General features: G+C 63.5%; 22 protein-coding genes. 9 read left to right on the forward strand and 13 right to left on the reverse strand.

The genetic code is table 11. The annotated features are described in order from the left end of the window. Positions 1-9 precede the first annotated feature (9 nt). Both glgP and KF838_05285 read right to left on the reverse strand, forming a co-directional pair. The gene (gene glgP, locus KF838_05280) at positions 10-1,704 is read right to left on the reverse strand and encodes an alpha-glucan family phosphorylase (GenBank protein QYK49263.1); all 1,695 of its coding nucleotides are present in this window, start codon (positions 1,702-1,704) and stop codon (positions 10-12) included. 123 nt (positions 1,705-1,827) lie between these two features. Further along, positions 1,828-2,688, reverse strand: a complete 861-nt coding sequence (locus KF838_05285) for a hypothetical protein (GenBank protein ID QYK49264.1) — start codon at positions 2,686-2,688, stop codon at positions 1,828-1,830. A gap of 96 nt (positions 2,689-2,784) precedes the next feature. On the opposite strand from KF838_05285, the gene KF838_05290 reads away from it, so the two are divergent. After that, entirely contained in the window at positions 2,785-3,054 is a 270-nt protein-coding gene (locus KF838_05290; protein ID QYK49265.1) for a NifU family protein, read from the forward strand. Positions 3,055-3,272: 218 nt separating this feature from the next. Further along, a complete protein-coding gene (locus tag KF838_05295) occupies positions 3,273-3,497 on the forward strand; it encodes a carbon storage regulator (GenBank protein QYK49266.1) in 225 nt (74 codons plus the stop codon). A 99-nt stretch (positions 3,498-3,596) separates the two neighbouring features. Here KF838_05295 and ndk read toward each other — a convergent pair whose 3' ends face one another. From ndk to KF838_05310, 3 genes are all read right to left on the reverse strand, one after another. Continuing rightward, positions 3,597-4,067, reverse strand: a complete 471-nt coding sequence (ndk, locus tag KF838_05300; protein QYK49267.1) for a nucleoside-diphosphate kinase — start codon at positions 4,065-4,067, stop codon at positions 3,597-3,599. A gap of 88 nt (positions 4,068-4,155) precedes the next feature. Then, positions 4,156-4,707, reverse strand: a complete 552-nt coding sequence (gene thpR, locus KF838_05305) for an RNA 2',3'-cyclic phosphodiesterase (GenBank protein ID QYK49268.1) — start codon at positions 4,705-4,707, stop codon at positions 4,156-4,158. Between the two features lie 155 nt (positions 4,708-4,862). Next, positions 4,863-5,774 carry a hypothetical protein gene (locus KF838_05310; protein ID QYK49269.1) on the reverse strand — a complete coding sequence of 304 codons (912 nt, stop codon included), beginning with the start codon at positions 5,772-5,774 and terminating at the stop codon, positions 4,863-4,865. A gap of 187 nt (positions 5,775-5,961) precedes the next feature. Between KF838_05310 and KF838_05315 the strand changes: the two genes are divergently transcribed. Then, a complete protein-coding gene (locus KF838_05315; GenBank protein QYK49270.1) occupies positions 5,962-6,906 on the forward strand; it encodes a DUF1837 domain-containing protein in 945 nt (314 codons plus the stop codon). A gap of 6 nt (positions 6,907-6,912) precedes the next feature. Further along, a complete protein-coding gene (locus KF838_05320) occupies positions 6,913-9,474 on the forward strand; it encodes a DEAD/DEAH box helicase (protein QYK49271.1) in 2,562 nt (853 codons plus the stop codon). A 213-nt stretch (positions 9,475-9,687) separates the two neighbouring features. On the opposite strand, the gene KF838_05325 is transcribed toward KF838_05320, so the two are convergent. Further along, positions 9,688-9,873 (reverse strand): hypothetical protein, encoded by a 186-nt coding sequence (locus KF838_05325; GenBank protein QYK49272.1) that lies wholly within the window; start codon positions 9,871-9,873, stop codon positions 9,688-9,690. Positions 9,874-10,250: 377 nt separating this feature from the next. On the opposite strand from KF838_05325, the gene KF838_05330 reads away from it, so the two are divergent. Genes KF838_05330 through arsM form a run of 3 tightly spaced genes read left to right on the forward strand, consistent with a single transcriptional unit; the run spans position 10,251 to position 12,079 of the window. After that, a complete protein-coding gene (locus KF838_05330) occupies positions 10,251-10,643 on the forward strand; it encodes a helix-turn-helix transcriptional regulator (protein ID QYK49273.1) in 393 nt (130 codons plus the stop codon). After that, entirely contained in the window at positions 10,612-11,151 is a 540-nt protein-coding gene (locus KF838_05335; protein ID QYK49274.1) for an arsenate reductase ArsC, read from the forward strand. Before KF838_05330 ends, KF838_05335 begins: the two co-directional genes overlap by 32 nt. After that, positions 11,138-12,079 (forward strand): arsenite methyltransferase, encoded by a 942-nt coding sequence (gene arsM / locus KF838_05340; protein QYK49275.1) that lies wholly within the window; start codon positions 11,138-11,140, stop codon positions 12,077-12,079. Before KF838_05335 ends, arsM begins: the two co-directional genes overlap by 14 nt. 843 nt (positions 12,080-12,922) lie before the next feature. On the opposite strand, the gene KF838_05345 is transcribed toward arsM, so the two are convergent. The 4 genes from KF838_05345 to KF838_05360 all read right to left on the reverse strand — a co-directional run bounded on the left by KF838_05345 (position 12,923) and on the right by KF838_05360 (position 16,162). Then, complete coding sequence (locus KF838_05345) at positions 12,923-13,534, reverse strand: molybdenum cofactor guanylyltransferase (protein QYK49276.1); 612 nt, start codon at positions 13,532-13,534, stop codon at positions 12,923-12,925. 46 nt (positions 13,535-13,580) lie between these two features. Beyond that, on the reverse strand, positions 13,581-14,144 hold the full coding sequence (locus KF838_05350; GenBank protein QYK49277.1) for a MogA/MoaB family molybdenum cofactor biosynthesis protein: 564 nt from the start codon (positions 14,142-14,144) through the stop codon (positions 13,581-13,583). After that, positions 14,144-14,698, reverse strand: coding sequence for a cyclic pyranopterin monophosphate synthase MoaC (moaC, locus tag KF838_05355; protein ID QYK49278.1), 555 nt, complete (start codon positions 14,696-14,698; stop codon positions 14,144-14,146). Before moaC ends, KF838_05350 begins: the two co-directional genes overlap by 1 nt. A gap of 69 nt (positions 14,699-14,767) precedes the next feature. Continuing rightward, complete coding sequence (locus KF838_05360; GenBank protein QYK49279.1) at positions 14,768-16,162, reverse strand: molybdopterin molybdotransferase MoeA; 1,395 nt, start codon at positions 16,160-16,162, stop codon at positions 14,768-14,770. 46 nt (positions 16,163-16,208) lie between these two features. On the opposite strand from KF838_05360, the gene KF838_05365 reads away from it, so the two are divergent. Together KF838_05365 and KF838_05370 are read left to right on the forward strand one after the other, a co-directional pair. Continuing rightward, positions 16,209-16,481 carry a MoaD/ThiS family protein gene (locus tag KF838_05365; GenBank protein ID QYK49280.1) on the forward strand — a complete coding sequence of 91 codons (273 nt, stop codon included), beginning with the start codon at positions 16,209-16,211 and terminating at the stop codon, positions 16,479-16,481. Further along, positions 16,481-17,017, forward strand: a complete 537-nt coding sequence (locus KF838_05370; GenBank protein QYK49281.1) for a molybdenum cofactor biosynthesis protein MoaE — start codon at positions 16,481-16,483, stop codon at positions 17,015-17,017. Before KF838_05365 ends, KF838_05370 begins: the two co-directional genes overlap by 1 nt. A gap of 14 nt (positions 17,018-17,031) precedes the next feature. Here KF838_05370 and KF838_05375 read toward each other — a convergent pair whose 3' ends face one another. The 3 genes from KF838_05375 to KF838_05385 are packed head-to-tail and all read right to left on the reverse strand — an operon-like array spanning position 17,032 to position 19,328. Continuing rightward, positions 17,032-17,778 (reverse strand): sulfite exporter TauE/SafE family protein, encoded by a 747-nt coding sequence (locus tag KF838_05375; GenBank protein QYK49282.1) that lies wholly within the window; start codon positions 17,776-17,778, stop codon positions 17,032-17,034. Between the two features lie 30 nt (positions 17,779-17,808). After that, positions 17,809-18,948 (reverse strand): GTP 3',8-cyclase MoaA, encoded by a 1,140-nt coding sequence (moaA, locus tag KF838_05380; protein ID QYK49283.1) that lies wholly within the window; start codon positions 18,946-18,948, stop codon positions 17,809-17,811. A 38-nt stretch (positions 18,949-18,986) separates the two neighbouring features. Continuing rightward, positions 18,987-19,328 carry a carboxymuconolactone decarboxylase family protein gene (locus KF838_05385; GenBank protein ID QYK49284.1) on the reverse strand — a complete coding sequence of 114 codons (342 nt, stop codon included), beginning with the start codon at positions 19,326-19,328 and terminating at the stop codon, positions 18,987-18,989. Positions 19,329-19,347 lie beyond the last annotated feature (19 nt).

Below are 19,347 nucleotides of genomic sequence, written 5' to 3' on the forward strand. Positions count from 1 at the left end.
CGTGTCACGTCAGCCAAAGTAAGCACGGAGCGCATAGTCCCTCATCATTCGCTGCGTGGTGAAGTACGACCCGTTCAACGCGATCGAGTGCTGCATCATCGAGATGAACCGAGCACGGTCGCGATAGTACATCGGGACCACCGCCTGCTCGAGCTTGGCGTAGACCAGCTCCTTGTCCGCAGCATGGTCTCGCGCCTGCCCTATCTTCGCTTCAGCCCCGATCGTCCACCCTGTCACGTTCTCGATCATCCCCTCAATCCACCATCCGTCCGCCGTCGAGAGCGACGGAACGCCGTTGAGCGCGGCCTTCATCCCGCTCGTGCCGGATGCCTCCAAAGGCGGCTCGGGAAGATTGACCCATATGTCGGCCCCGGACGTGAGGATCGCGCCCAGCTCGATGTTGTAGTTCGGGAGGAACGCGATTCGAACGTGCTCTCGCATGGCACCAATGGACGCGTAGACACGCTCAATCATGGACTTACCGATGCCGTCGTGAGGGTGGGCCTTTCCGGCGTACACGATCTGAATCGGTCCGATGTCGCGAGCGATCGACGCGAGACGCTGCGGATCGGAGAGCAGCAGGTCGGTGCGCTTATACGCGGTCACTCGTCTTGCAAAGCCGAGCGTCAGCACGTCGGGGTCCATCTCAACACCGGAGTCGGCGTGGACACGGTCCATCAGGGCTCGCTTGGCCTCCTGGTGGGCGGCCCAGACCTTCTCGGGTGCAACGCCCAGCACGGCCCTGAGTTCGCTGTTGCTGCGACGCCAGTCGGGGATGTGCTCGTCGAAGAGCCGACGCATCGCCGGCGAGGCCCATGTCCCCGCGTGAACGCCGTTGGTGATCGAGTCGATCTTGTACCCGGGGAACATGGCGCGCGAGACCTCGCCGTGCTTCTTGGCAACCCCGTTCGAGTACTTGCTCAGATTCATCGCAAGCCGCGTCGTGTTCAAAATCCCATCCTCGCCGTAGATGTCCGGCCGGTGGAAGACCGGGTGGTCCCCCACGATCCGACGGACTTCTTCGATCGCGAACCGATCGTGCCCGGCCTCGATCGGCGTGTGGGTCGTGAAGACGCAGCGCGGCCTCACATACGAGAGCGCGTCGTAGTCAACCGCGTCACGCCCGACGCGGCAGATGTACTCGCTCAGGAGCTCGACGGTCAGGAACGACGCGTGCCCTTCGTTCATGTGGAACACGGTCACGTCATGGCCGATCGCGCGGAGCATCCGCCTGCCGCCGATGCCGAGGATCGTCTCCTGCTTGATCCGATGCCGCGCATCGCCACCGTAGAGGTTGTGCGTGATCTGGCGATCCTCATCTGTATTCGACTCCATGTCGGTGTCGAGGAAGTAGACGGGAACCCGGTGTCCGCCGACCCCGTGGATGTGCATACAGAACGCGCGAACAAAGACGTTGCGCCCCTCTACCGGGACGCTGATGCGCGGCTCCATCGGCTGCAGCACCGACTCGGGGCTCCACTCGGTCGGCACCTCGGTCTGGCGCCCGTGCTCGTCGAGCTTCTGCGTGAAATACCCCTTGCGGTAGAGCAGCGTGACGGCGCACATGGGCAGGCCGAGATCCGCCGCGGCTCTTATCGAATCGCCCGCGAGAATGCCGAGGCCGCCGGAATAGGTCGGGACGTCGGTGCGGAGGCCGATCTCCATCGAGAAGTAGGCGATGGTGTCCTTGTGCACGCTGCTCATACTCGTCGGCCTCCGTGGATGGCGCGGACCATGCGGCACTGCTCGGGTTCCTTCCCGGGCAGAGCGTCTAGGGTAACGCGTCCAGTAGGGCCGGGCGCGATACCGTTGCGGCCCCGCGAGGCATTACGCCCCGGGCTTCGCGTCTCCTGCCTGCGAGTGCCCGTCTGCGAGCGTGCGGCCATCGACTGTCAGCACGGCCTGCCTCGATTGATACCCGAACCACGAGTTCACGCCGCTCGGGCCGGGATACTGCGCGTCGAGCGTGGATGCGACATCGCTCATGGTTGACCGGGCATCGACCCATCCCCCGTTCACGTCCGGGAAGTCGATCGCGCAGTTCGCACACTTCTTGTCATGCTGGAAGCGGATCGGGCACCAGAAGCTCTCGACGTTCCTGAGCATCTCGGTGCCGAGCGACCAGATCCCCGTCATCCAGTCGCAGTAGAGGCACCAGATCAGGTCGTGCCCGACGAGCCCTTCGAACTTCTGCCGCGAGCAGTTCACCCACTCGCCCGCATCGTACTTCGGGAACCTCACGAGCATGCGGATCGGAGGCCACAGCAGGTACTGGGCGACACGCACGACCCAGAAGATGGGGACTGCGCCTGCGGTGATCCAGACCGCGCTGTGGTTCCTGAATCGTCCGACCTTCCTGTTCAGCACGTGGACGATCCGTGTGTGCTTGCGGTCGCCACTGATCCGCTTGCGATTCGCGGCTTCGTGCAGCACGGTCCAGATGCAGACCGCGGCCACCTGGCCGCAGACAGCGCCGAGCAGACCGATCCAGCCGGCGTAGATCGGTCCGAAGAAGAGCGGTGCGGCCGTGAAGTAGGTGATCGGGAGATCCAGCCACGGGGCGCGGCAGAGCGCCGCCGCGAGACGCTTGCCGGGCGAGCCGAGCCGAGGGATCAGGTGGAGGAGGCCGGCCCCGAGCAGGAGACTTGACGCGACAAGAGCCAGAACGGTCAGGAAGTCGTTGAGCATGGTGCCAGCGTACACCGACCCGCGTGGTGCCGCGTGGGGCGCGTGCTCTGTCGATTGGTCCACACGGACGCACGAGTTCGTCCTAGCATTGAAGTGATGTCACACGGAACGAGTGAGCCCGCGTCTGCCGCCAGCCAGGACCTCAACGCTCGCGTCGAGCAGGTGATCAACCTGATTCGTCCTGCGGTTCAGAGCGATGGAGGGGACGTGGAGTTCGTCGAGATCACGGCGGACGGGGTGGTGAGGATCCGGCTGCATGGGGCGTGCGTCGGGTGTCCATCGAGCAACGTGACGCTCCAGATGGGGATTGAGCGGAACCTTCGGGCCCACATCCCCGAGATCACACGGGTTGAGGCGGTGGCCTGAACTGGATCGCCTGGATGGGCGGGCCTCGTTCGTATTCTGAAAGGATATGGAGTCGGCTGAACGCAGACATTGCGCGAAGATGGCGTGTGCCCATGGGGACAGCCGGTGGATCAAATCGCGAAATGTCCTTGTGATTACAGGAGTTGTGGTATACTGCACCTGCTCTGATGGAGCCGGATGGTGGGACATCCGTATGGAAAGCGGCGCTGGAGGCACCGATGCTCGTCATCACACGACGTGAAGGAGAGGAAGTTGTGATCGGTGATCCTCGCAACCCGATCGGGGTTGTGCGGATCGCATCGATCAAGGGCGAACGAGTCCGTATCGCCTTCGACTTCCCTCGTGAAGTAGAGATCCACAGACGCGAGATCGCGGACCAGATCGTCCAGGAAGGGCCGGTCGTCGTCGCGACCATCGGTCCGAACGCCGTCTCCGGCACCTGACGCGCTGCACCTGTCGATCCTTGGACCATTCAAATAGACGACGCGGACAGGGTGTCCGCGTCGTTGTTCATTCGGAGAGTGTCGGTTGCGTCGGCGGGATCACTCCGGCTTGCCGGAGCCGAAGTCGTAGACCCACTGCTCGATCGCGCGGTCGATCTCGATGACTTCGCCGGCGCGGAAGAAGAGCCCGAGTTCGCGCTCCGCGGCCTCGGGGCTGTCGGAGCCGTGGATGAGGTTGTAGGAGTTGGAGACCCCGAAATCGCCTCGGATCGTGCCTGGCGCAGCCTTCGAGCCGAAGGTCGCGCCCATCATGTTGCGGCAGATGGTGATCGCGCCGATGCCGCGGACGGCCATGACCAGGACGGGGCTGCTTGTCATGAACCTGACGAGGCCGGGGTAGAAGGGCTTGGTCTTGTGCGCTTCGTAGTGCGTTGCGGCGAGTTCCTGCGAGATGCGCATGAGTTTGCAGCCGACGATCTGCAGGCCCTTCTCCTCGAAGCGGCTGATGATCCGGCCCATGAGCCCACGCTGGACGGCGTCGGGCTTCAGGATGATGAGTGTTGTCTCCATGAGTCGTAATCCTTGTTTGAGTATGGGCTTGCGCCCGAGGGGCGATGCGTGTCAAAGGGGCAAACAATAGGCCGATTCCGGCTCATATTCAGCGGCGTTCGGGGCCAAGCCCGACACGATGGACCACCTCATACCTCGCCCCGGTCTGGCTGAGTTCTGAGCGGACGAGGCAGATCTCGTGAACGGGGATCGTGACCGGTTCGAACGATGCCCCGTCGCATCGTTCCACGCCTGAGACGGAAGCGCGGGCGATGGTCAGGTGGGGCTTGAAGCGATTGCCCCGCTTGCGTTGTTCACGGGTTGCGAGTCGGTGGAACGCGCGGCGCTGGATCTCCAGCATGTCGGGTGGCGCGTCGGTGAGCGCGGCAAGCACCCTGGGGTCGCCTGTCGCGGGGAGCGTGGCGATGCGATCTGCCCGGAGCGTGAAGCCGCGCAGGCCGGCGGCCGATCGCTCGACCGATTCGATGATTTCGTCGGTGCGTCTTCTGTCCACCGTTCCGAGGAAGTGGAGCGTGAGGTGAAGGTGATCGATGCTGGTGACACGCCAGGCATCGCTGAGGTGTGCCGCACCGATGGCGCGGGCGGAGAGCGCGGTGGCGGCGTCGTGATCGGGGAAGATCGCGATGAAGAGGCGGAGCATGATCGCAGCGTATGTTGGTGATAGGTGTGGGTCTTGCTGCGGTTCTGTCTGACGGATCGACTCGGAGGGTCCCTTGTGAAGGAAGTGGTCGATTGCTGCGGCATTCCATCACCGCTCTGGAGAGCGGTGCCACCGAAGGCATCCATCAGTCACAACTAGGTCGAGTCGATGGAGCCCGCGGCGGCGACGAGGGTTGCGGCTTGGAGTGGGGCTCGCCGTTTGTTGGTGCGCGGGTTGTTGAAAGACGGAGTCTTGCGGGAAGGGACGTTGTCGAATGGGGAGTTGGAAGGGGCAGAGGGGGGGAGGGCACTGGCACGATGCGGGCCAGTGGTTTGGAGCGTTGGTTCGGGTGTATGACACTTTGGGTCAGAACCGGGAACCAGTGGTGCCCGAGGGGAGTCCGTAACGTCATGAGGGGACGATGCGGGGGGCGGATCGGGGAGAGCGCCCGACGGGTCAACCGTCTGGTTGTCAACCGTCTGGCTGCGGAGGGAAGAGTCGGAGACTGTTGTCCGCTGGCTCACGCTCGCGGTTCTCTGCGAGCCCATCGGGCCGTCGACTTTGAGAGGGGTGGCGCGAGATGCGTTGATGGGGACGATGCGTGAGAATCGGGAGAGGAGCCACGCGGCCTTGCGTGCGTGGATCGCCGCGCGGAGGCACGTGGGGTCGAGGGGATCGGCGGGGCGGGGTGTGGCGACGAAGTGTTCGAGGGTTCGAACGGTGGCGTGCACGGCGTGTGAGAGGTTGACGGCGGCGACGAGGCGGACGTGGGTGTATGCCGCGTGCTCGCGGAGGGAGATCGCTTCGCGTGTATCGGGTTGTGCGAGCCAGATGAGGAGGGCGTCGAGCGTGAGGTTGTGCTTCTCGGCGACGGATGCGAGTGAGTGGTGAGGAGAGGTAAGGTCGTTCAGCAGCGACAGAGTGACGGAGTGACTCAGTGACAGAGTCGGGAACGAGGAGTCGGAGTGGAGGGCAGAAGAAGGGGCGGAGGGGCAAAGGGCCGTAGCGGAATCACCGCTCTGGAGAGCGGTGCCACCAACTGGAGTTGTCGCGGACGATGCGACCATGCTGCGACGGTACAGGGTTCGTCGATGGAGGCAAGCGCGTGGTGCGGAAATCGGGTTTTGCACTGACATACGTCTGTCAGTGGGGTTGCCCAGATTGGCTTGAGGGGCGGCTTGTGCGACCAAGTTGCAATGCGTCAACGGGCTACTCGGCCCAGCAGGTTTGTGCGCACTATAATTACTGAGACGTATGACGGTACTGAACGCGACGCATCCTCTCGCAGACCTTCAGCGAATGCTCTCCGCTTCGCGGCAGAACTATGACGCCTGCATCGACCACGTCGTACACACGCATACTTGTTCTGGTGTGACGGCGACAATGCGAATGCACCATCTCAAGTTCGACGCCAACGGACAGCCGAAAGTGTCCGACCTCGCAAGTTGCCTCGTGAATCACGCGATTGACTACGCGATTTCTGCTCGGCACCGGCCCGCCACGATGACGGCGCAAGAGGCCGCCAAGTACATGCAGGAAGCGCGCAAGTTGTTTCGTGTGGTCACGGTCCCAGCCGAGGATGCCGAGCTTGCCGGAGAAGCAGGTGAGCTGCTGTTGTACTTCCTCTTGGAGACAGTGTTGGAGGCTCCTCAAGTTGTCGCAAAGGTCGAGCTCAAGACTAGCCCCGCACTTGAAGTCAATGGCTCCGATGGCATTCACATGCGTTGGAATCCGACGGACAGCATAGTCGATGTGTACTTTGGCGAATCGAAGCTGTACAAGAGTGTCGGAGCCGCTCTAACCAACGCATTCAACAGCATTGAGAGCTTCCACGCCAATGGCATGCGCGTACACGAGTATGCGATGGCCACCAAGTTCTTCAAGGGCGTCGATGACCACGTGAAGGATGCCGTTACCGAAGTGCTTTACACCGGCAGGCCCGGCCCGGGTGCGAGAATCAACCATGCTTGCTTGATCGGGTACGACTGGACGGCGAATGGGCTCACCCCCGGACAGGCCGCAGCGGAGGTCGAGGCCCAGTATCGACAGCAATACCTCGCGGATGCCAAGCGACTGCACCGCTTGCTTCAAACCCGCTTCGACAAATGCCAGAGAAAACACTTTGGATTCGAGGTGTTTTTCCTTCCCTTCACGAGCGTGCAAGGGTTTCGAGATGCCTTCATTGCCGCTATGGAGTGAGCCGCGTTGTGCCTGTTGCTGCTGCTGAATCTGCCTCCGAACGAACCGCCGTGGTTCCCGGATTTGCTTCGGAAGCTGCTGATCGCTGACCTTGCGGCGCAACTTCCCGGCACTCCGCTCGACCATACTCCCCCGATCACGGATGATGAAGCCCGCAAGCTCCTTGGGCGGGCTTCGGTGCTGTCTCTCTCGGACGACCAATCGCAACGCGCCATCGCCTACGAGATCGCGACGCGCCTGATCGAGTTGTTTGACAACCGCATCCCTGGGCTTATCTCCGCCGCCGATGTGATCCTCTCTCGAATCGGAAACTTCCCGGGACGTAAACTTCTTAGGCAACGCTACGCACGCGGCGAAGGGACCACGCCGGAGGCACCTGCCCGCCTTGGGCTTGAGCGCATCGGGCGCGAGCTTGAGAACACAGTTGAAATCGCAGGAAGAGTTCAGCCGCCGCTCACGGATTTTCAGTACGAGTTTCTCGCATCGCTGGAATCGGCCACTTCTGTGAGTGTGTCTGCTCCAACGTCGGCGGGCAAGTCGTTCATTCTGGGTCTGGACCTGATCCGACGACTCCGGAAGGTCGTGCCCGCCTGCGTCGTCTATGTGGTGCCGACCCGCGCGCTCATCCGCGAGGTCACGTTGACGATTCGGAAGCACCTCCGGGAAGCGGGCATGGAAGGCGTACCCGTGCGGTCGGTGCCCTTCCCGATTACGCAGGACAAGGCACCCCAAGGGGCTGTTTTCATTCTGACGCAAGAACGTCTCCTCAGTCTGTTGCACTCGCGGGAGGGGACGCAATGGATCACCACGCTCGTTGTGGACGAAGCCCAGAGCATCCGGGATGAAGCTCGGGGGGTGATCCTCCAGACCGCGATCGAGGCGGTTCTCATCAAGCACCCGCAGGCAGAGGCCCACTTTGCCAGCCCACTCGCTTCCAATCCGGAGTTCCTTCTGGATGTGGTTCAGAGGCGCGACACAGGCAGGCATCTCGTCCGCACGCTGTCGCCTGTGTCGCAGAACCTGATCTTGGTTACTCCGGTCAGGAACAAGCCTGGGCTTGTCGACTGCCAGTTGGTCGGTGGCACGCAGCCGCTGGAGCTTGGCCGTCGTTCCCTGTCGTTCAAGATGAACGCTGGCGTATACAAAAGCCGAGCCCTGTTTGCGCGAGAAGTGACGAAGCCCGATGAGATCACGCTCCTATACGCGAACACCCCCGGTGATGCCGAGGAACTTGCCGAGGCATTGATCGAGGGCCAGGAGGCACCGGGTTCTCCCGATCCGGACATCCGCGAGCTGATCGAGTTCGTCCGTTCCGACCTGCATCCCGACTACCCGCTGATTCGGTGCCTCCCGCACGGCGTGGCGTATCACTACGGGTTCATGCCCGCCATTGTGCGGGCCCGCGTCGAGGACTTGTGCCGCGACGGAAAGCTCAAGTACGTCTGCTGTACCAGCACACTGCTGCAAGGTGTGAACCTTCCGGCCCGGCACATTATCATCGAGAACCCCAAGCGAGGTTCGAAGAACGTGATGTCGCGCGCGGACTTCCTGAACCTCGCTGGCAGGGCAGGCCGTTTGTTGCAAGAGTTTCACGGCAACGTCTGGTGCCTCCGCCCAGCGACGTGGGAAGAGAAGTCCTACGAAGGCGCCCCACTGACCGAAATCCGCTCGGCCATGAACGAGGCTATGGCCGACGGAGGCACAATCGTACAGAAGGTGCTGAGGAATGAGGTCTCGGGCAAGGAGCTCGACTACGGCGAGGCAACGCTGGGCAAGGTCTACTGCGACTTTGTACGTGGCCAACGTGATCTGGCAGAGTCGCCGTGGAAAACCCAAGCGAACTCCGCCACACTTGCCGAAACAGCCTCGCTCGTCGCGGCCCTGCCCGTAACACTTCCTAATGCGTTGTTGGACGCAAACAGGGCTGTCAGGCCTGATCGCCTTCAGAAGCACCACGACTATTTGGCTCAGTTGCCCTCCGTCCTGCCTCTCATTCCGGCCATTCCGCGGGACAAGGCGGGATACGCAAGGCTAGAAGCGATCATCAAACTACTGTGCGAGAGTTTTGCCGAAGACGAGACGAAGCTATACAGGCGCTGGAACTGGCTTTCTGTTCAATGGGTCTACAACCAGCCGCTCCGCGAGATCATCAAGCAAGACTTGGCGAGCCCTGTCCATCCGAAGGGGCCTCAAACCGCGACCGCTCGAATCCGCGCACTTATGGAGCACATCGAGGTCCAGTTGCGATTTCGTCTGGTCAAGTACTTCATTGCCCATACGAGCATTCTTGAGCACATCCTGCGAGGGCGAGACGATGCGGCGACCGCCGACGCGCTTGAACCCTTCCACGTGTACCTTGAATGCGGGGCGTCCGATCGCGTCGCCCTGAGTCTGATCGCGCTCGGCTTGTCGCGGGCAACGGCATTGGCACTGCGTGACAAGATCAGCTTTCCAGAAGAAGCATCCCCCGAGAGCTGCTTAGCGACACTCGCCGCGCTAGATCTGAGGTCGATCCAGATTCCATCCTTGTGCCTCAGAGAAGTGAGAGACCTGTTCGGGAGAGACTAGAGCCGATGGATTCTGAGCATTAGCGAGTGACGTGATCCAGCCGCTGCCAGCCGCCCGCACCGTCGCGGGGATTGGCGGGACGGCGTTGATTCTTGATCCGGGGGACTTTGCGGTGGTGGTGCGGGCACTCCAGACGCTGGACAAGGGGCGTTCGTTGTCCATGCTGCGGATGCTGGCGGGGAACAACAAGCCGGCGACGATCAACTCTGTGATTCAGCAGCCGTTTGTGAGCACGAATGCATCGGATACGGTGGCGGCGATGTCCATTGGGCGGATGCAGGACGCGGGAACGACGGTGACGATAACGGCGTCGCCGCATCGAGTTTCTCCAGCATCGCCGCCGAGCTCGACCATCACCGCGTCAACGAACCCCATCGACTCGTTTTTCCGCACGCCCATGGATCGCCTCCAGACCGCCCGCATGACGGGTCACTTCCGGTACGATCATTCACCCGCAGCGGTTGCGCGATTGTATAGAGGTTCCATACGTCTGTCAGTGGGGTTGCCCAGAGTGACGGGAATTGATGAAGCTTGCATCCAGGGCGACGCTCGGAGCCACGCCCCATCGCTTGCCCTGCGCTCTGGCTCTGGCGGCCATTCGGGCCTCAAGAGTGGAGATGACCAGCAGCCGCGTGTCCAGCGGCTGGGTGGCAACGATCGTGCTTCCACGGGGTGGATGTCATGCCCGGTCCGGGTGATCGCTGCGTGTCTCTGGGATATGCCGCCGGGTTCTCGGCGCTGGGATTTGCCTTCGCTCGGCGGCGGCCTATGCTTGCATGATGACGCAAGTAAGCAGACAACGCCCACGTTCGCCGAAGCAGGCCGCATCACGGCGGGGGGCGATTGATGCCCTGCTCGATCCGGAGTTGTTCAAGGCGTTGTGCGATCCGACGCGGGTGTTGCTGCTCGGGTGTCTTGCCAAGTGCGGCAGGGCGTGCACGGTGAGCGAGGTTGCGGCGTGCTGCTCGGTTGATCTCTCGGTCGTTTCGCGGCATCTGCGGCAGCTTGAGCGTGCCGGGGTTTTGCGGTCTTCCAAAGAGGGACGAACGGTCTTCTATGCCGTGAGGTATCAGGACCTGAGCAAGGCGCTGAGGGACCTTGCGGATGCGATCCATGCGTGCTGCCCGGAGGGAGTCGATGAGACGAGCGGAGGATGCTGCTGTGCCTAGCCAGAGCCGCCGGATCCGCGTGTTGTTTCTGTGTACGGGGAACTCGTGCCGCAGCCAGATGGCCGAGGGGTGGGCGCGGGCACTGAAGGGTGGAGAGATCGAGGCCTTTTCCGCGGGGACGTCGCCTCATGGGGTTCACCCGCTGGCGGTTCGCGCGATGATGGAGGCGGGGATCGATATCTCAGGCCACGCTTCCAAGCGGCCTGAAGAGATCGGCGTGAGCTTTGACATTGTGGTGACCGTGTGCGACTCGGCGCATGAGTCGTGTCCGATCTTTCCGGGTGCCCGGGTTGTTCACGTCGGCTTCGATGATCCGCCGCGGCTTGCGATGGGCGCGCGATCGGATGACGAGGCGATGCCGCACTTTCGGCGTGTGCGCGATGAGATCCGTGCGTTTGTTGAGTCGTTGCCCGGCGCGATCGCGCCGTGTGTAGCCACTTCGGCGTTATCCACCACCAACACCCCCCACCACCACCACCAATGGAGAGTTACCGATGAGCAAGAATGATCAGGCCTGTTGCGGACCCGGATGCTGCGATGGCACGAAGGCGGCGGCGGATGTTTCGGTGCAGGATGAGGTTCGGAGCCAGGTGCGAGAGGGGTATTCGAGCATCGCGCGGAGCGGCTCTTGGAATGGCGGGGATGCTGCAACGGGAGGGTGTTGCGCGGGCACGGTGCAGTCCGGCGGGTGTTGCGGGCCTTCGACGTTTTCGCCGGGGCAGCTGGCCGCGGCGATCGGGTATTCGCGGGGTGAGCTCGCGTCGATGCCTGAGGGCGCGAACATGGGTCTCTCGTGCGGGAACCCGACGGCGATTGCCTCTCTCAAGCCGGGGGAGGTGGTGCTTGATCTGGGCTCCGGCGGGGGATTCGACTGCTTTATTGCCGGTCCGAAGGTCGGTGCGAGCGGGCGTGTGATCGGCGTGGACATGACGCCGGAGATGCTGAGCAAGGCGAGGCGGAACATTGCGTCGTACACGAGCCAGACGGGGCTATCGAATGTGGAGTTCAGACTCGGGGAGATCGAGCACCTGCCGGTGGCGGATGCGAGCGTTGATGTGGTGCTCTCGAACTGCGTGCTGAATCTGTCGCCGGATAAGGGGCGTGTGTGGCGCGAGATCGCGCGTGTGTTGAAGCCGGGCGGACGAGTGGCGGCATCGGACCTTGCGCTGCTGCTGCCGTTGCCGCAGCGAGTCGTGAGCGATGTCGAGGCGTTGATCGGATGTGTCGCGGGCGCGGTGCTCGTCGAGGAGACGCGGCGGCAGGCGGCGGATGCGGGGCTTCGTGAGATCGTGCTGACACCGAAGCCGGCGTATATCGAGGCGATGACGAACTGGGAGGACCCGTTGTTTCGCAAGATCATGGATGCGTTGCCCGCGGGCTCGAAGCCGAGCGATTACATCACGAGTCTTGATATCGCGGCGCGGAAACCGGGTTGAGGCGCGGGGACACTCGCAGGAGAAGGGCTCAGAGCGGATACCGGAGTAAGCGGAGAGGGAGGGATGTGCTTCGCAGCGCCGACAGCGTCGGCGTCGAACCGGCTTGACTCAATCGAGTGTTCGAATCCTGGCCCAATCAGGCCGGGGGGTAGTGAGTGGAGACCGGAGCAAGCGGCGTGAGGACCGGCCCTTCAACCGGGCTCTGGGTCGCTGGAGCCCGCCCAAAGTGGCACAATCTGGCAGCTCATGGCAGGTTCCGAGGTGGCAGCGGGAGTGCTTACGGGGTCGCAGATCGTCGATGCGGATCTCACAAAATGTCCAGAAATGTCGGGATCGGTGGGGTTGAGGATGGCAGATTTGTCAGTGGCGGCCGTCCTAAAAGCGGATGCAAGCCATTGCTATAAATAGTGATATGCACGACGGCGAGAACAAGGTGTGACAGGGCATCTGACCGATCACACGTCCTGCGCTCCAAGCATCGATCTGGTCGATGGTGAGGCACAGCTCAATGCGATCTCGGCAGTGGAGTTCGCCGCGATGGCTTGTTGCGAGCAGACACACCGGCATTCATCCGTCTCGCGCTCAGCGGAGACGAGTCCGCAGATGAAGGGCAAGATCGCTTCTGGACACCTACTGTGGGTGATCAACTACCCGGCGTCGACCAATAGCGGCGCACGCATAAGGACGTCGGCTTCTATGGGGAGTCCTTCGCCTTCAACGCCCAAAGCCAGCTGCCATTGACACGGGTTTGCAGCATGCGACGAGCCCATGCTCCGACATTGGCGCGCGGTGTGAATAAACCCGTGCCAACTCGCTCCATCATTCACAGAATGGTTGGCCAGATCATCGGAGTTCGGAATCTCGATTTTGGAGCGTGGCGTTTGCCCCCGTTGATATGCGAGCAGACTCAGATCTGCTCCACTCGAAGAACTCATACTGCCGGTTGAGGTTGACGAGCCTACACGGAACGATGGGCACAGTGCGAGTGTTTCCGCTCAGAAGCATGTCACCGAGTCGGAAATCACCTGAGGCGAGTCTTGTGTAAAGCTCTCCGATAGCCGCTTGCGTGTAGATGCCGGCACAGGGATGGATGCGATCTGAGCGTGCGACAACGACAGTTGCCTCACGATCGATTTCAGCCAGAGCGGCGATCTCGCGAACGGAATGGGCATCAAACGCGGGCATATCACCCGCAAGGACGAAGATGGGGCCGCCCCACCTGCGCAGAGCCGACAGAACTCCGCCCATAGGCCCGCTCCCAGGGTAGTCGTCGACGATAACCCCATCCGCCATGGACACCATGCTCGGATGACACTGCCCGACGAGTTTGACACGTTGGCCGAAGACGGCCCGGAGGGCGCTGATCGGGCGCTGGACCAACAGTTCGCCATCGCATTCGATGGGTTCACGGAGCTTGTCGCGGCCAAAGCGGGTGCTCTTGCCGCCGACGAGCACGGTCGGTTGGATGCTGGCCAGGAACTCCTGCGATGGGGTCGTATGGCTACCGCTCATGACGAATCACCTTACCCGTGACGGCCTGGGCATCGGGGCGGCCGTCGTCCTGTACTTCGCCGCGCACGGTCTCGATGGCGTGCGGCAGGATGTCGAGCAGGGCCTCGAGATTCTCGGTCGCGCCGCGGAGGGAACCGGGGAGAGTAAGGATGAGCGTTCGGCCGATCGTGCCCGAGACACCACGCGAGAGAAACGTCCGTGGCGTCTTGCTCATGCAGCGCAGGCGCGCGAGTTCCATGAGGCCGCTGTGTTCGCGTTCGAAGACGCTCTTGGCAGCCTCGGGTGTGACGTCGCGCGGGGCGAGGCCGGTTCCGCCCGTGCTCACGACAAGATCGATGGCGGCATGGCCTCGTTCATCGAGGCGGCCCCACTCGACAAAGCACGCGGCAAGTTGGTCGCGATCATCGGGCAGGCAGCGCGTCGCAACGATCTGCGCGTTCACGCGTTCGTGCAGCATGGCGCACAGGGCAGGCCCGGACGTGTCGGTCGCCTCGCCACGAGAGCAGCGGTCGCTAACGGTGAGCACGGCGGCGCGGATGGGCTGGTTGGGCATCACTGCCGGCCCCCAGCAACAGTCTCGGAAGTTGCACCGGGCGCGACGTATGACCCGTAGCGACCGCCGTGCTTCTCAAGCACGCGCACGCCCTCGATGACCATCGCTTTGTCGATCGCCTTGCCCATATCGATCACCGTCAGGCATGCAACGCAGACCGCGGTGAGGGCCTCCATCTCAACGCCGGTGCGTGATCGCGTTCTGACGGCCGCCACGACGCGCACACGGCGCGGCGTGTTCGTCGTCGTTGCTGGCTCCAAGGCAGTCGATACGTCCACTGCATCCAACGGGAGCATATGGCAGAGCGGGATCAGTTCGTCCGTGCGCTTGGCAGCGAGGATCCCTGCGAGTCGAGAGACCTCGAGCACGGATCCCTTGCTGATTGCGTTTGCCTCAATCGCCGCTGCGAGTTCGTGGCTGACTCGGACGAAACCCTCAGCCGTCGCTGAACGCTGGGTCACCGGCTTGTCGCCAACATCCACCATACGAGCCGCGCCGTCATCGGTGACGTGGGAGAGAGCGGGAGTTGGTGCGTGCGGTGGGTTCGTAGGCATGGGTGGGTCTCTCTGTTCGATTGTTCGCGGGTTGGCGAGCGATTGGCAACAATCGCTCTCCCATGCTGGTTACGCGGGCCATGGGTAGAAGGGGACCAGCGTTTCAGCCATGGCGCTGTTGGACGGGCCTGTCGCCGGGGGCAGTTCGACAAAGCCATCGCTGCGAGCGGCAGAGATGATGTCGCCCGAGCCGCGAGTGTCCTCGAGTTGGGCGACGGCGTTGCAGTGTTCAAGTGTGCGCAGCGACGACGGGCGATGCCACCAGAGGGCGACTCGCTTTCCATCGTCTCCGACAAGGTGAACGAAGCGAGGCAAGAGCGCCGCTGGGGTTCGGGGCGCACCCGCACACGCGGCCAGAACGGGCAGCACGATTCGCGTGCACGTGACCATCGCCGACACGGGGTTGCCCGGGAGGCCGATGATCGGCACGGCTCGCCGATCGGGCGGGTGAAGCACCGCCCCGAGCATGGGCTTGCCGGGGCGCTGGGGAAGGCCGTGGAAGACGATCTCCGCGCCGATCGACTCGACAGCGGAACGCACCGGGTCCCGGTGCCCCATCGACACGCCACCGGTGAGCAACACGGCCTCAGCGGCGATTGCGGGTGCGGTTACGTCGCGAAGTACAGCGGCGAGGTCGGCATCGTCGTTGATGTGCGACACATGCACGACGTCGATCCACGCCTGCGAAGACAGGATCGCGGTGATCGCGGCGGCGTTCGAGTTGCGGATCTGGAACGGACCTGGAGTCTGGTCGGGAGCGACAAGTTCATCACCGGTCGTGATGAACGCGATGCGCAAGGGTGCGAAGACTTGCGGCGCGACGCCGCCCATGGCGGCTAGCGCGCCCAGCGACGCGGCCGTGAGTACTTCCCCCGGCGCGAGGATGACCTCACCCGCCCTTGCGTTCTCACCGCGGCTCCGAATGTGGTCGCCGCGGGCGACGCGCTCGGCCGTTTCCAGCGCGAGCGTTACGGCGCGCACGCCCCCACTCGCCAAGCCCGATTCGTCTGCATGTTCGATAACGTCCTCACGCTTGATGATCGCGTCGGCGTCGCAATCGCCCATCGGGAGAGCGGCGCCGGTGGCGATGCGGATCGCAACGGCGTGCGGGGCAACCGCGCTGGCATTCCGTCGGAGTGATGGCGGCGCGGCGCCGATCCTCGACTCACCCATCACGGCCAGCGTAACTGCGGGCAGCCCCCTCATTCGCGCGTTGGCAGCCGCATCGAGCACATCAGATGCGTGTACGGCATATCCATCCATCGCGGAATAGTCGAAGGCGGGGCTGTCGCGATCAAAGGCGGTTGGCCGGGCGAGGATCCGCCCTCTGGCCGCGTGCAGGCAGACAACCTCAGTCCTTCGCGAAGGGGGTGACCCAACGTGTACGCCGGCCACACGCGCGATGAGCCCGGCCACAGCCGCAGCGGGAGACTCGAACGCGAAATCCCGACCTTGAAAGCCCATTCACACTCCTAAAGAAGTGGTACCCGCTAAACCATACACTGCGAGTATGAAGGTTGAAGTGCTGATCTTCGGCGGGGCGGCGCTCGTAACCAAGACCGACCGCGTGACGGTCGAAGTAGGCCCCGCGCCGACGGTGCGCGATGTGCTTCTGGCTCTGCACGCGCAGCACCCGTCGCTCAGGTTCGCCCTGCCACCCCCGGAGACGGGTCGCCTGGCAGTCAACCAGGCCTTCGCCAAGGGAGACGACCCGATCAAGCCCGGCCCGGTGGACCGGGGTGGCGACGAGGTCGCGCTCGTCACTCTGGTTGGTGGCGGCTGATGGACGCACTTCATCCTGCAACACCTCGGGCTCGTGTGCTGGCGGCAGTTCTCGACGGCCCTCTGACGCCCGACCGTGAGATGGCGGTCCTCGACTCGCACGGCTGGACGCCCGCACGCGACACCGCGGTCGACGCGTCTGTGCCGCTCTGTGGCCTCGTTGGTGCAACGCTCAGATTCGAGGGAGTCGTCCGCCGCAAGGAGCCCATCACAACAGCCCCAGCGACGCACGAAGAGAAGTGTGCCGGCTTGGCCGATGGCTCGGCGGTTGAACGCGATCTGCAGGCTCTGAACTACCAGACTTACGACCCGATGGCTGAGCGGGGACTGCTTGCCTTGTCGCTTGATGTTGCCGAGCGGCACGGCCTGATCGCACTCGCTGCCCTGCACAGCCGCGGACGCGTGATAGTGGGCGAGGTCTCGTTCGTTCTGATCATCGAGAGCTCGCACCGAGCGGAGGCGATTGCGGCGATGTCCGAGTTCATCGACCGTCTGAAGCAGGATGTGCCGATCTGGAAAGTACCGGTTTGGCGATGATGTTCTGTGGATGATCATACCAGCACCAGTTTCGCGCCCGCAATCAGGAGGACCGCGGCGAGCGTGATGTTCAGCGCGCGGGGTGTGGCTCGGCGGCTGCCAAGGGTTGCGCCGATCAGGCCACCCAAGACGGCGCATGCGGCCAGCGGCCACAGGTGCGCCGGCGGCGACCAGCCGCTCCCGACCAGACCCGCAACGCCCGCAGTGGAGTTGACGAGGATGAACAGCGACACCGTCGCAGCAGTGCGTTTGGCGTCGGCCCAGCCCATGAGCAGCAGCACGGGGCTCAGGAAGATCCCACCGCCCGTGCCCGTGAGCCCCGCGACCAAACCCACGCCGCCGCCGACGGCGAGCATCAACGCCGGACGCGGCTGGCGCGACTCGCGCAGCGCTGAAGGGGGCCGCCACGCGACGGAGGCCATCCGCACAGCGGTGAGTGCAAGCACGATGCCGATGGCGACCTTGAGCGTGTGGGCGGGGAGGTGGACCATGCCGCCGACGAATGCGGCGGGGATGGACGCCGCGGCGAAGGGCCAGAAGAGCGACCAACAAAAGTGCCCAGCGCGGGCGAACTGAACGAAGGCGATCGTCGCGACCAAGATGTTGATCGAGAGCGCGGTGGGGCGCATCATTGTGGCTTCGACGCTCATGATCGCCATAACCGCGAGGTAGCCCGATGCTCCCGCGTGGCCGACGGCGGCGTAGAGAGCGCCGACGAGCAGGAACAGGGCGGCGAGGATGGGGATCGCTTCGGCGGGCATGGTGGGCAGCGTCAGGGTCTTGGGGATTGCCTAGCCGCCGATCGCCGACATCGGACGCTCGGGCTGGCGGAACTCTGGCGACGCGATGCCGTGCCCCTGCTGCTTCGTCCACGTCGCGTCAATGAGAAAGTCTGCGAGGTGTTCGTCGGTCGCCCCGGCTCGCATGAGCGAGCGGAGGTCCCACTCGGTCGTACTGAAGAGGCACGGGCGGAGCTTGCCGTCGGCGGTGAGTCGCAAGCGACTGCATGCGCCGCAGAAGGGGCTGCTCACCGGGGCGATAAAGCCGATGCGACCGGGCGAGCCATCGGCGAAGGCAAACGTGCGGGCGGTGCTCGACGCATCTTCGCTCTCGAACGCGACGAGCGGAAAGCGGCCTTCGATGGCGGATCGGGTCTCCGCGGCGCTGACCCATTTTGACGAGTCCCATGCGTGGGCAGAATCGAGAGGCATGTACTCGATGAAGCGCATCTCGACGTCGTAGCGCCGGGCAAGGTCGGCCAGATCCGTTGCTTCGTCGTCGTTGAACCCTCGGATCAGTACGGCGTTGAGTTTCAGCGGCTTCAGCCCCTCGGCGATGACGTTCTCTACGCCCGCGAGAACGTCGGCGGGCGATGATGTGGAGCGTGTGAGTCGGGCGAAGCGGTCGGCTCGCAGTGAGTCGATGCTGATTGTCACGCGTGCCAGCCCCGCAGCCTTCCATTCCCCAAGTGCTTCGCGTGAAAGATGCGACGCATTCGTGATCATGGCAATCTCGACGTTGGTAGCGGCGCGAATGCCGGCGATGATCGTGGTGAGGTCGGGGTGCAACGTCGGCTCGCCGCCGGTCAGGCGGATCTTGCGGACGCCGAGCGGCTCGGCGACGCGAGCGACGCGGACGATCTCGTCGGAGGTGAGCAGTGTCTCGCGCGGCGCAAAGCGGACATCGGGATCCATGCAGTAGAGGCATCGGAAGTTGCAGCGGTCGGTGATGCTGAGCCTCAGGTCCCGGATGGTCCGCCCATGAGAATCTGTCATGCGGCGTGCGGCGCGGATGTATGCCGGTGCTGGACGAGGAACTGAAGGGCAGTAAGTCGTCCTAGCGTTCGTGAGTTGGGCGAGCGCAAGGCGGCGATCAGCGTGGGCAATGACAGGCGCGTGCTTCTGTGTGATGGCTGAGTAGATGATCGACACACTGATTCTCCGAAGATGCTCCTGTTGCGCACCTTATTTCAATCGCCACGGGCGAACTGCTCGCTGGCCCAGCTCCATGCCGCAACCGCGCGAGGGAACCCGACGGTGTTCATGCCGAGCAGAATCGCCTGTTCGACCTCTGCGTGTGTCGCGCCGTGCTTTAGCGCCCGCCGGACGTGACTGCGCAGCGCGGACTCAAGCCCCGCCCCGATGCAGATCCCGATCTTGATGAGGGCGAGCGTCTTGGCGTCGAGCGGGCCGGCCTTTTCGACGGCCTGTGCCACGCTCTCGTGCGCCTTTCCAAGCTCCGGGAATCGCGAGATGAAGGCCTTGAACGTGCCGGGGACATCGCTTGCGGCCTTCGAAACTTGTTCACGCATAATTCACGTCTCCTCGACT

The organism is Phycisphaeraceae bacterium (assembly GCA_019454185.1).
Classification (GTDB): Bacteria; Planctomycetota; Phycisphaerae; order Phycisphaerales; family UBA1924; genus JAHBWV01.

Coding starts and splice junctions, on each gene's coding strand:
- KF838_05375 (QYK49282.1), bottom strand. CDS start 17,778: ATGCCCGCCGAAGCGATCCCCATCCTCGCCGCCCTGTTCCTGCTCGTC.
- KF838_05350 (QYK49277.1), bottom strand. CDS start 14,144: ATGCCCAACCAGCCCATCCGCGCCGCCGTGCTCACCGTTAGCGACCGC.
- KF838_05285 (QYK49264.1), bottom strand. CDS start 2,688: ATGCTCAACGACTTCCTGACCGTTCTGGCTCTTGTCGCGTCAAGTCTC.
- arsM (QYK49275.1), top strand. CDS start 11,138: ATGAGCAAGAATGATCAGGCCTGTTGCGGACCCGGATGCTGCGATGGC.
- thpR (QYK49268.1), bottom strand. CDS start 4,707: ATGCTCCGCCTCTTCATCGCGATCTTCCCCGATCACGACGCCGCCACC.
- ndk (QYK49267.1), bottom strand. CDS start 4,067: ATGGAGACAACACTCATCATCCTGAAGCCCGACGCCGTCCAGCGTGGG.
- KF838_05290 (QYK49265.1), top strand. CDS start 2,785: ATGTCACACGGAACGAGTGAGCCCGCGTCTGCCGCCAGCCAGGACCTC.
- moaC (QYK49278.1), bottom strand. CDS start 14,698: ATGCCTACGAACCCACCGCACGCACCAACTCCCGCTCTCTCCCACGTC.
- KF838_05315 (QYK49270.1), top strand. CDS start 5,962: ATGACGGTACTGAACGCGACGCATCCTCTCGCAGACCTTCAGCGAATG.
- KF838_05325 (QYK49272.1), bottom strand. CDS start 9,873: ATGGGCGTGCGGAAAAACGAGTCGATGGGGTTCGTTGACGCGGTGATG.
- KF838_05385 (QYK49284.1), bottom strand. CDS start 19,328: ATGCGTGAACAAGTTTCGAAGGCCGCAAGCGATGTCCCCGGCACGTTC.
- glgP (QYK49263.1), bottom strand. CDS start 1,704: ATGAGCAGCGTGCACAAGGACACCATCGCCTACTTCTCGATGGAGATC.
- KF838_05365 (QYK49280.1), top strand. CDS start 16,209: ATGAAGGTTGAAGTGCTGATCTTCGGCGGGGCGGCGCTCGTAACCAAG.
- KF838_05335 (QYK49274.1), top strand. CDS start 10,612: ATGAGACGAGCGGAGGATGCTGCTGTGCCTAGCCAGAGCCGCCGGATC.
- KF838_05330 (QYK49273.1), top strand. CDS start 10,251: ATGATGACGCAAGTAAGCAGACAACGCCCACGTTCGCCGAAGCAGGCC.
- KF838_05360 (QYK49279.1), bottom strand. CDS start 16,162: ATGGGCTTTCAAGGTCGGGATTTCGCGTTCGAGTCTCCCGCTGCGGCT.
- KF838_05295 (QYK49266.1), top strand. CDS start 3,273: ATGCTCGTCATCACACGACGTGAAGGAGAGGAAGTTGTGATCGGTGAT.
- KF838_05370 (QYK49281.1), top strand. CDS start 16,481: ATGGACGCACTTCATCCTGCAACACCTCGGGCTCGTGTGCTGGCGGCA.
- KF838_05310 (QYK49269.1), bottom strand. CDS start 5,774: ATGGTCGCATCGTCCGCGACAACTCCAGTTGGTGGCACCGCTCTCCAG.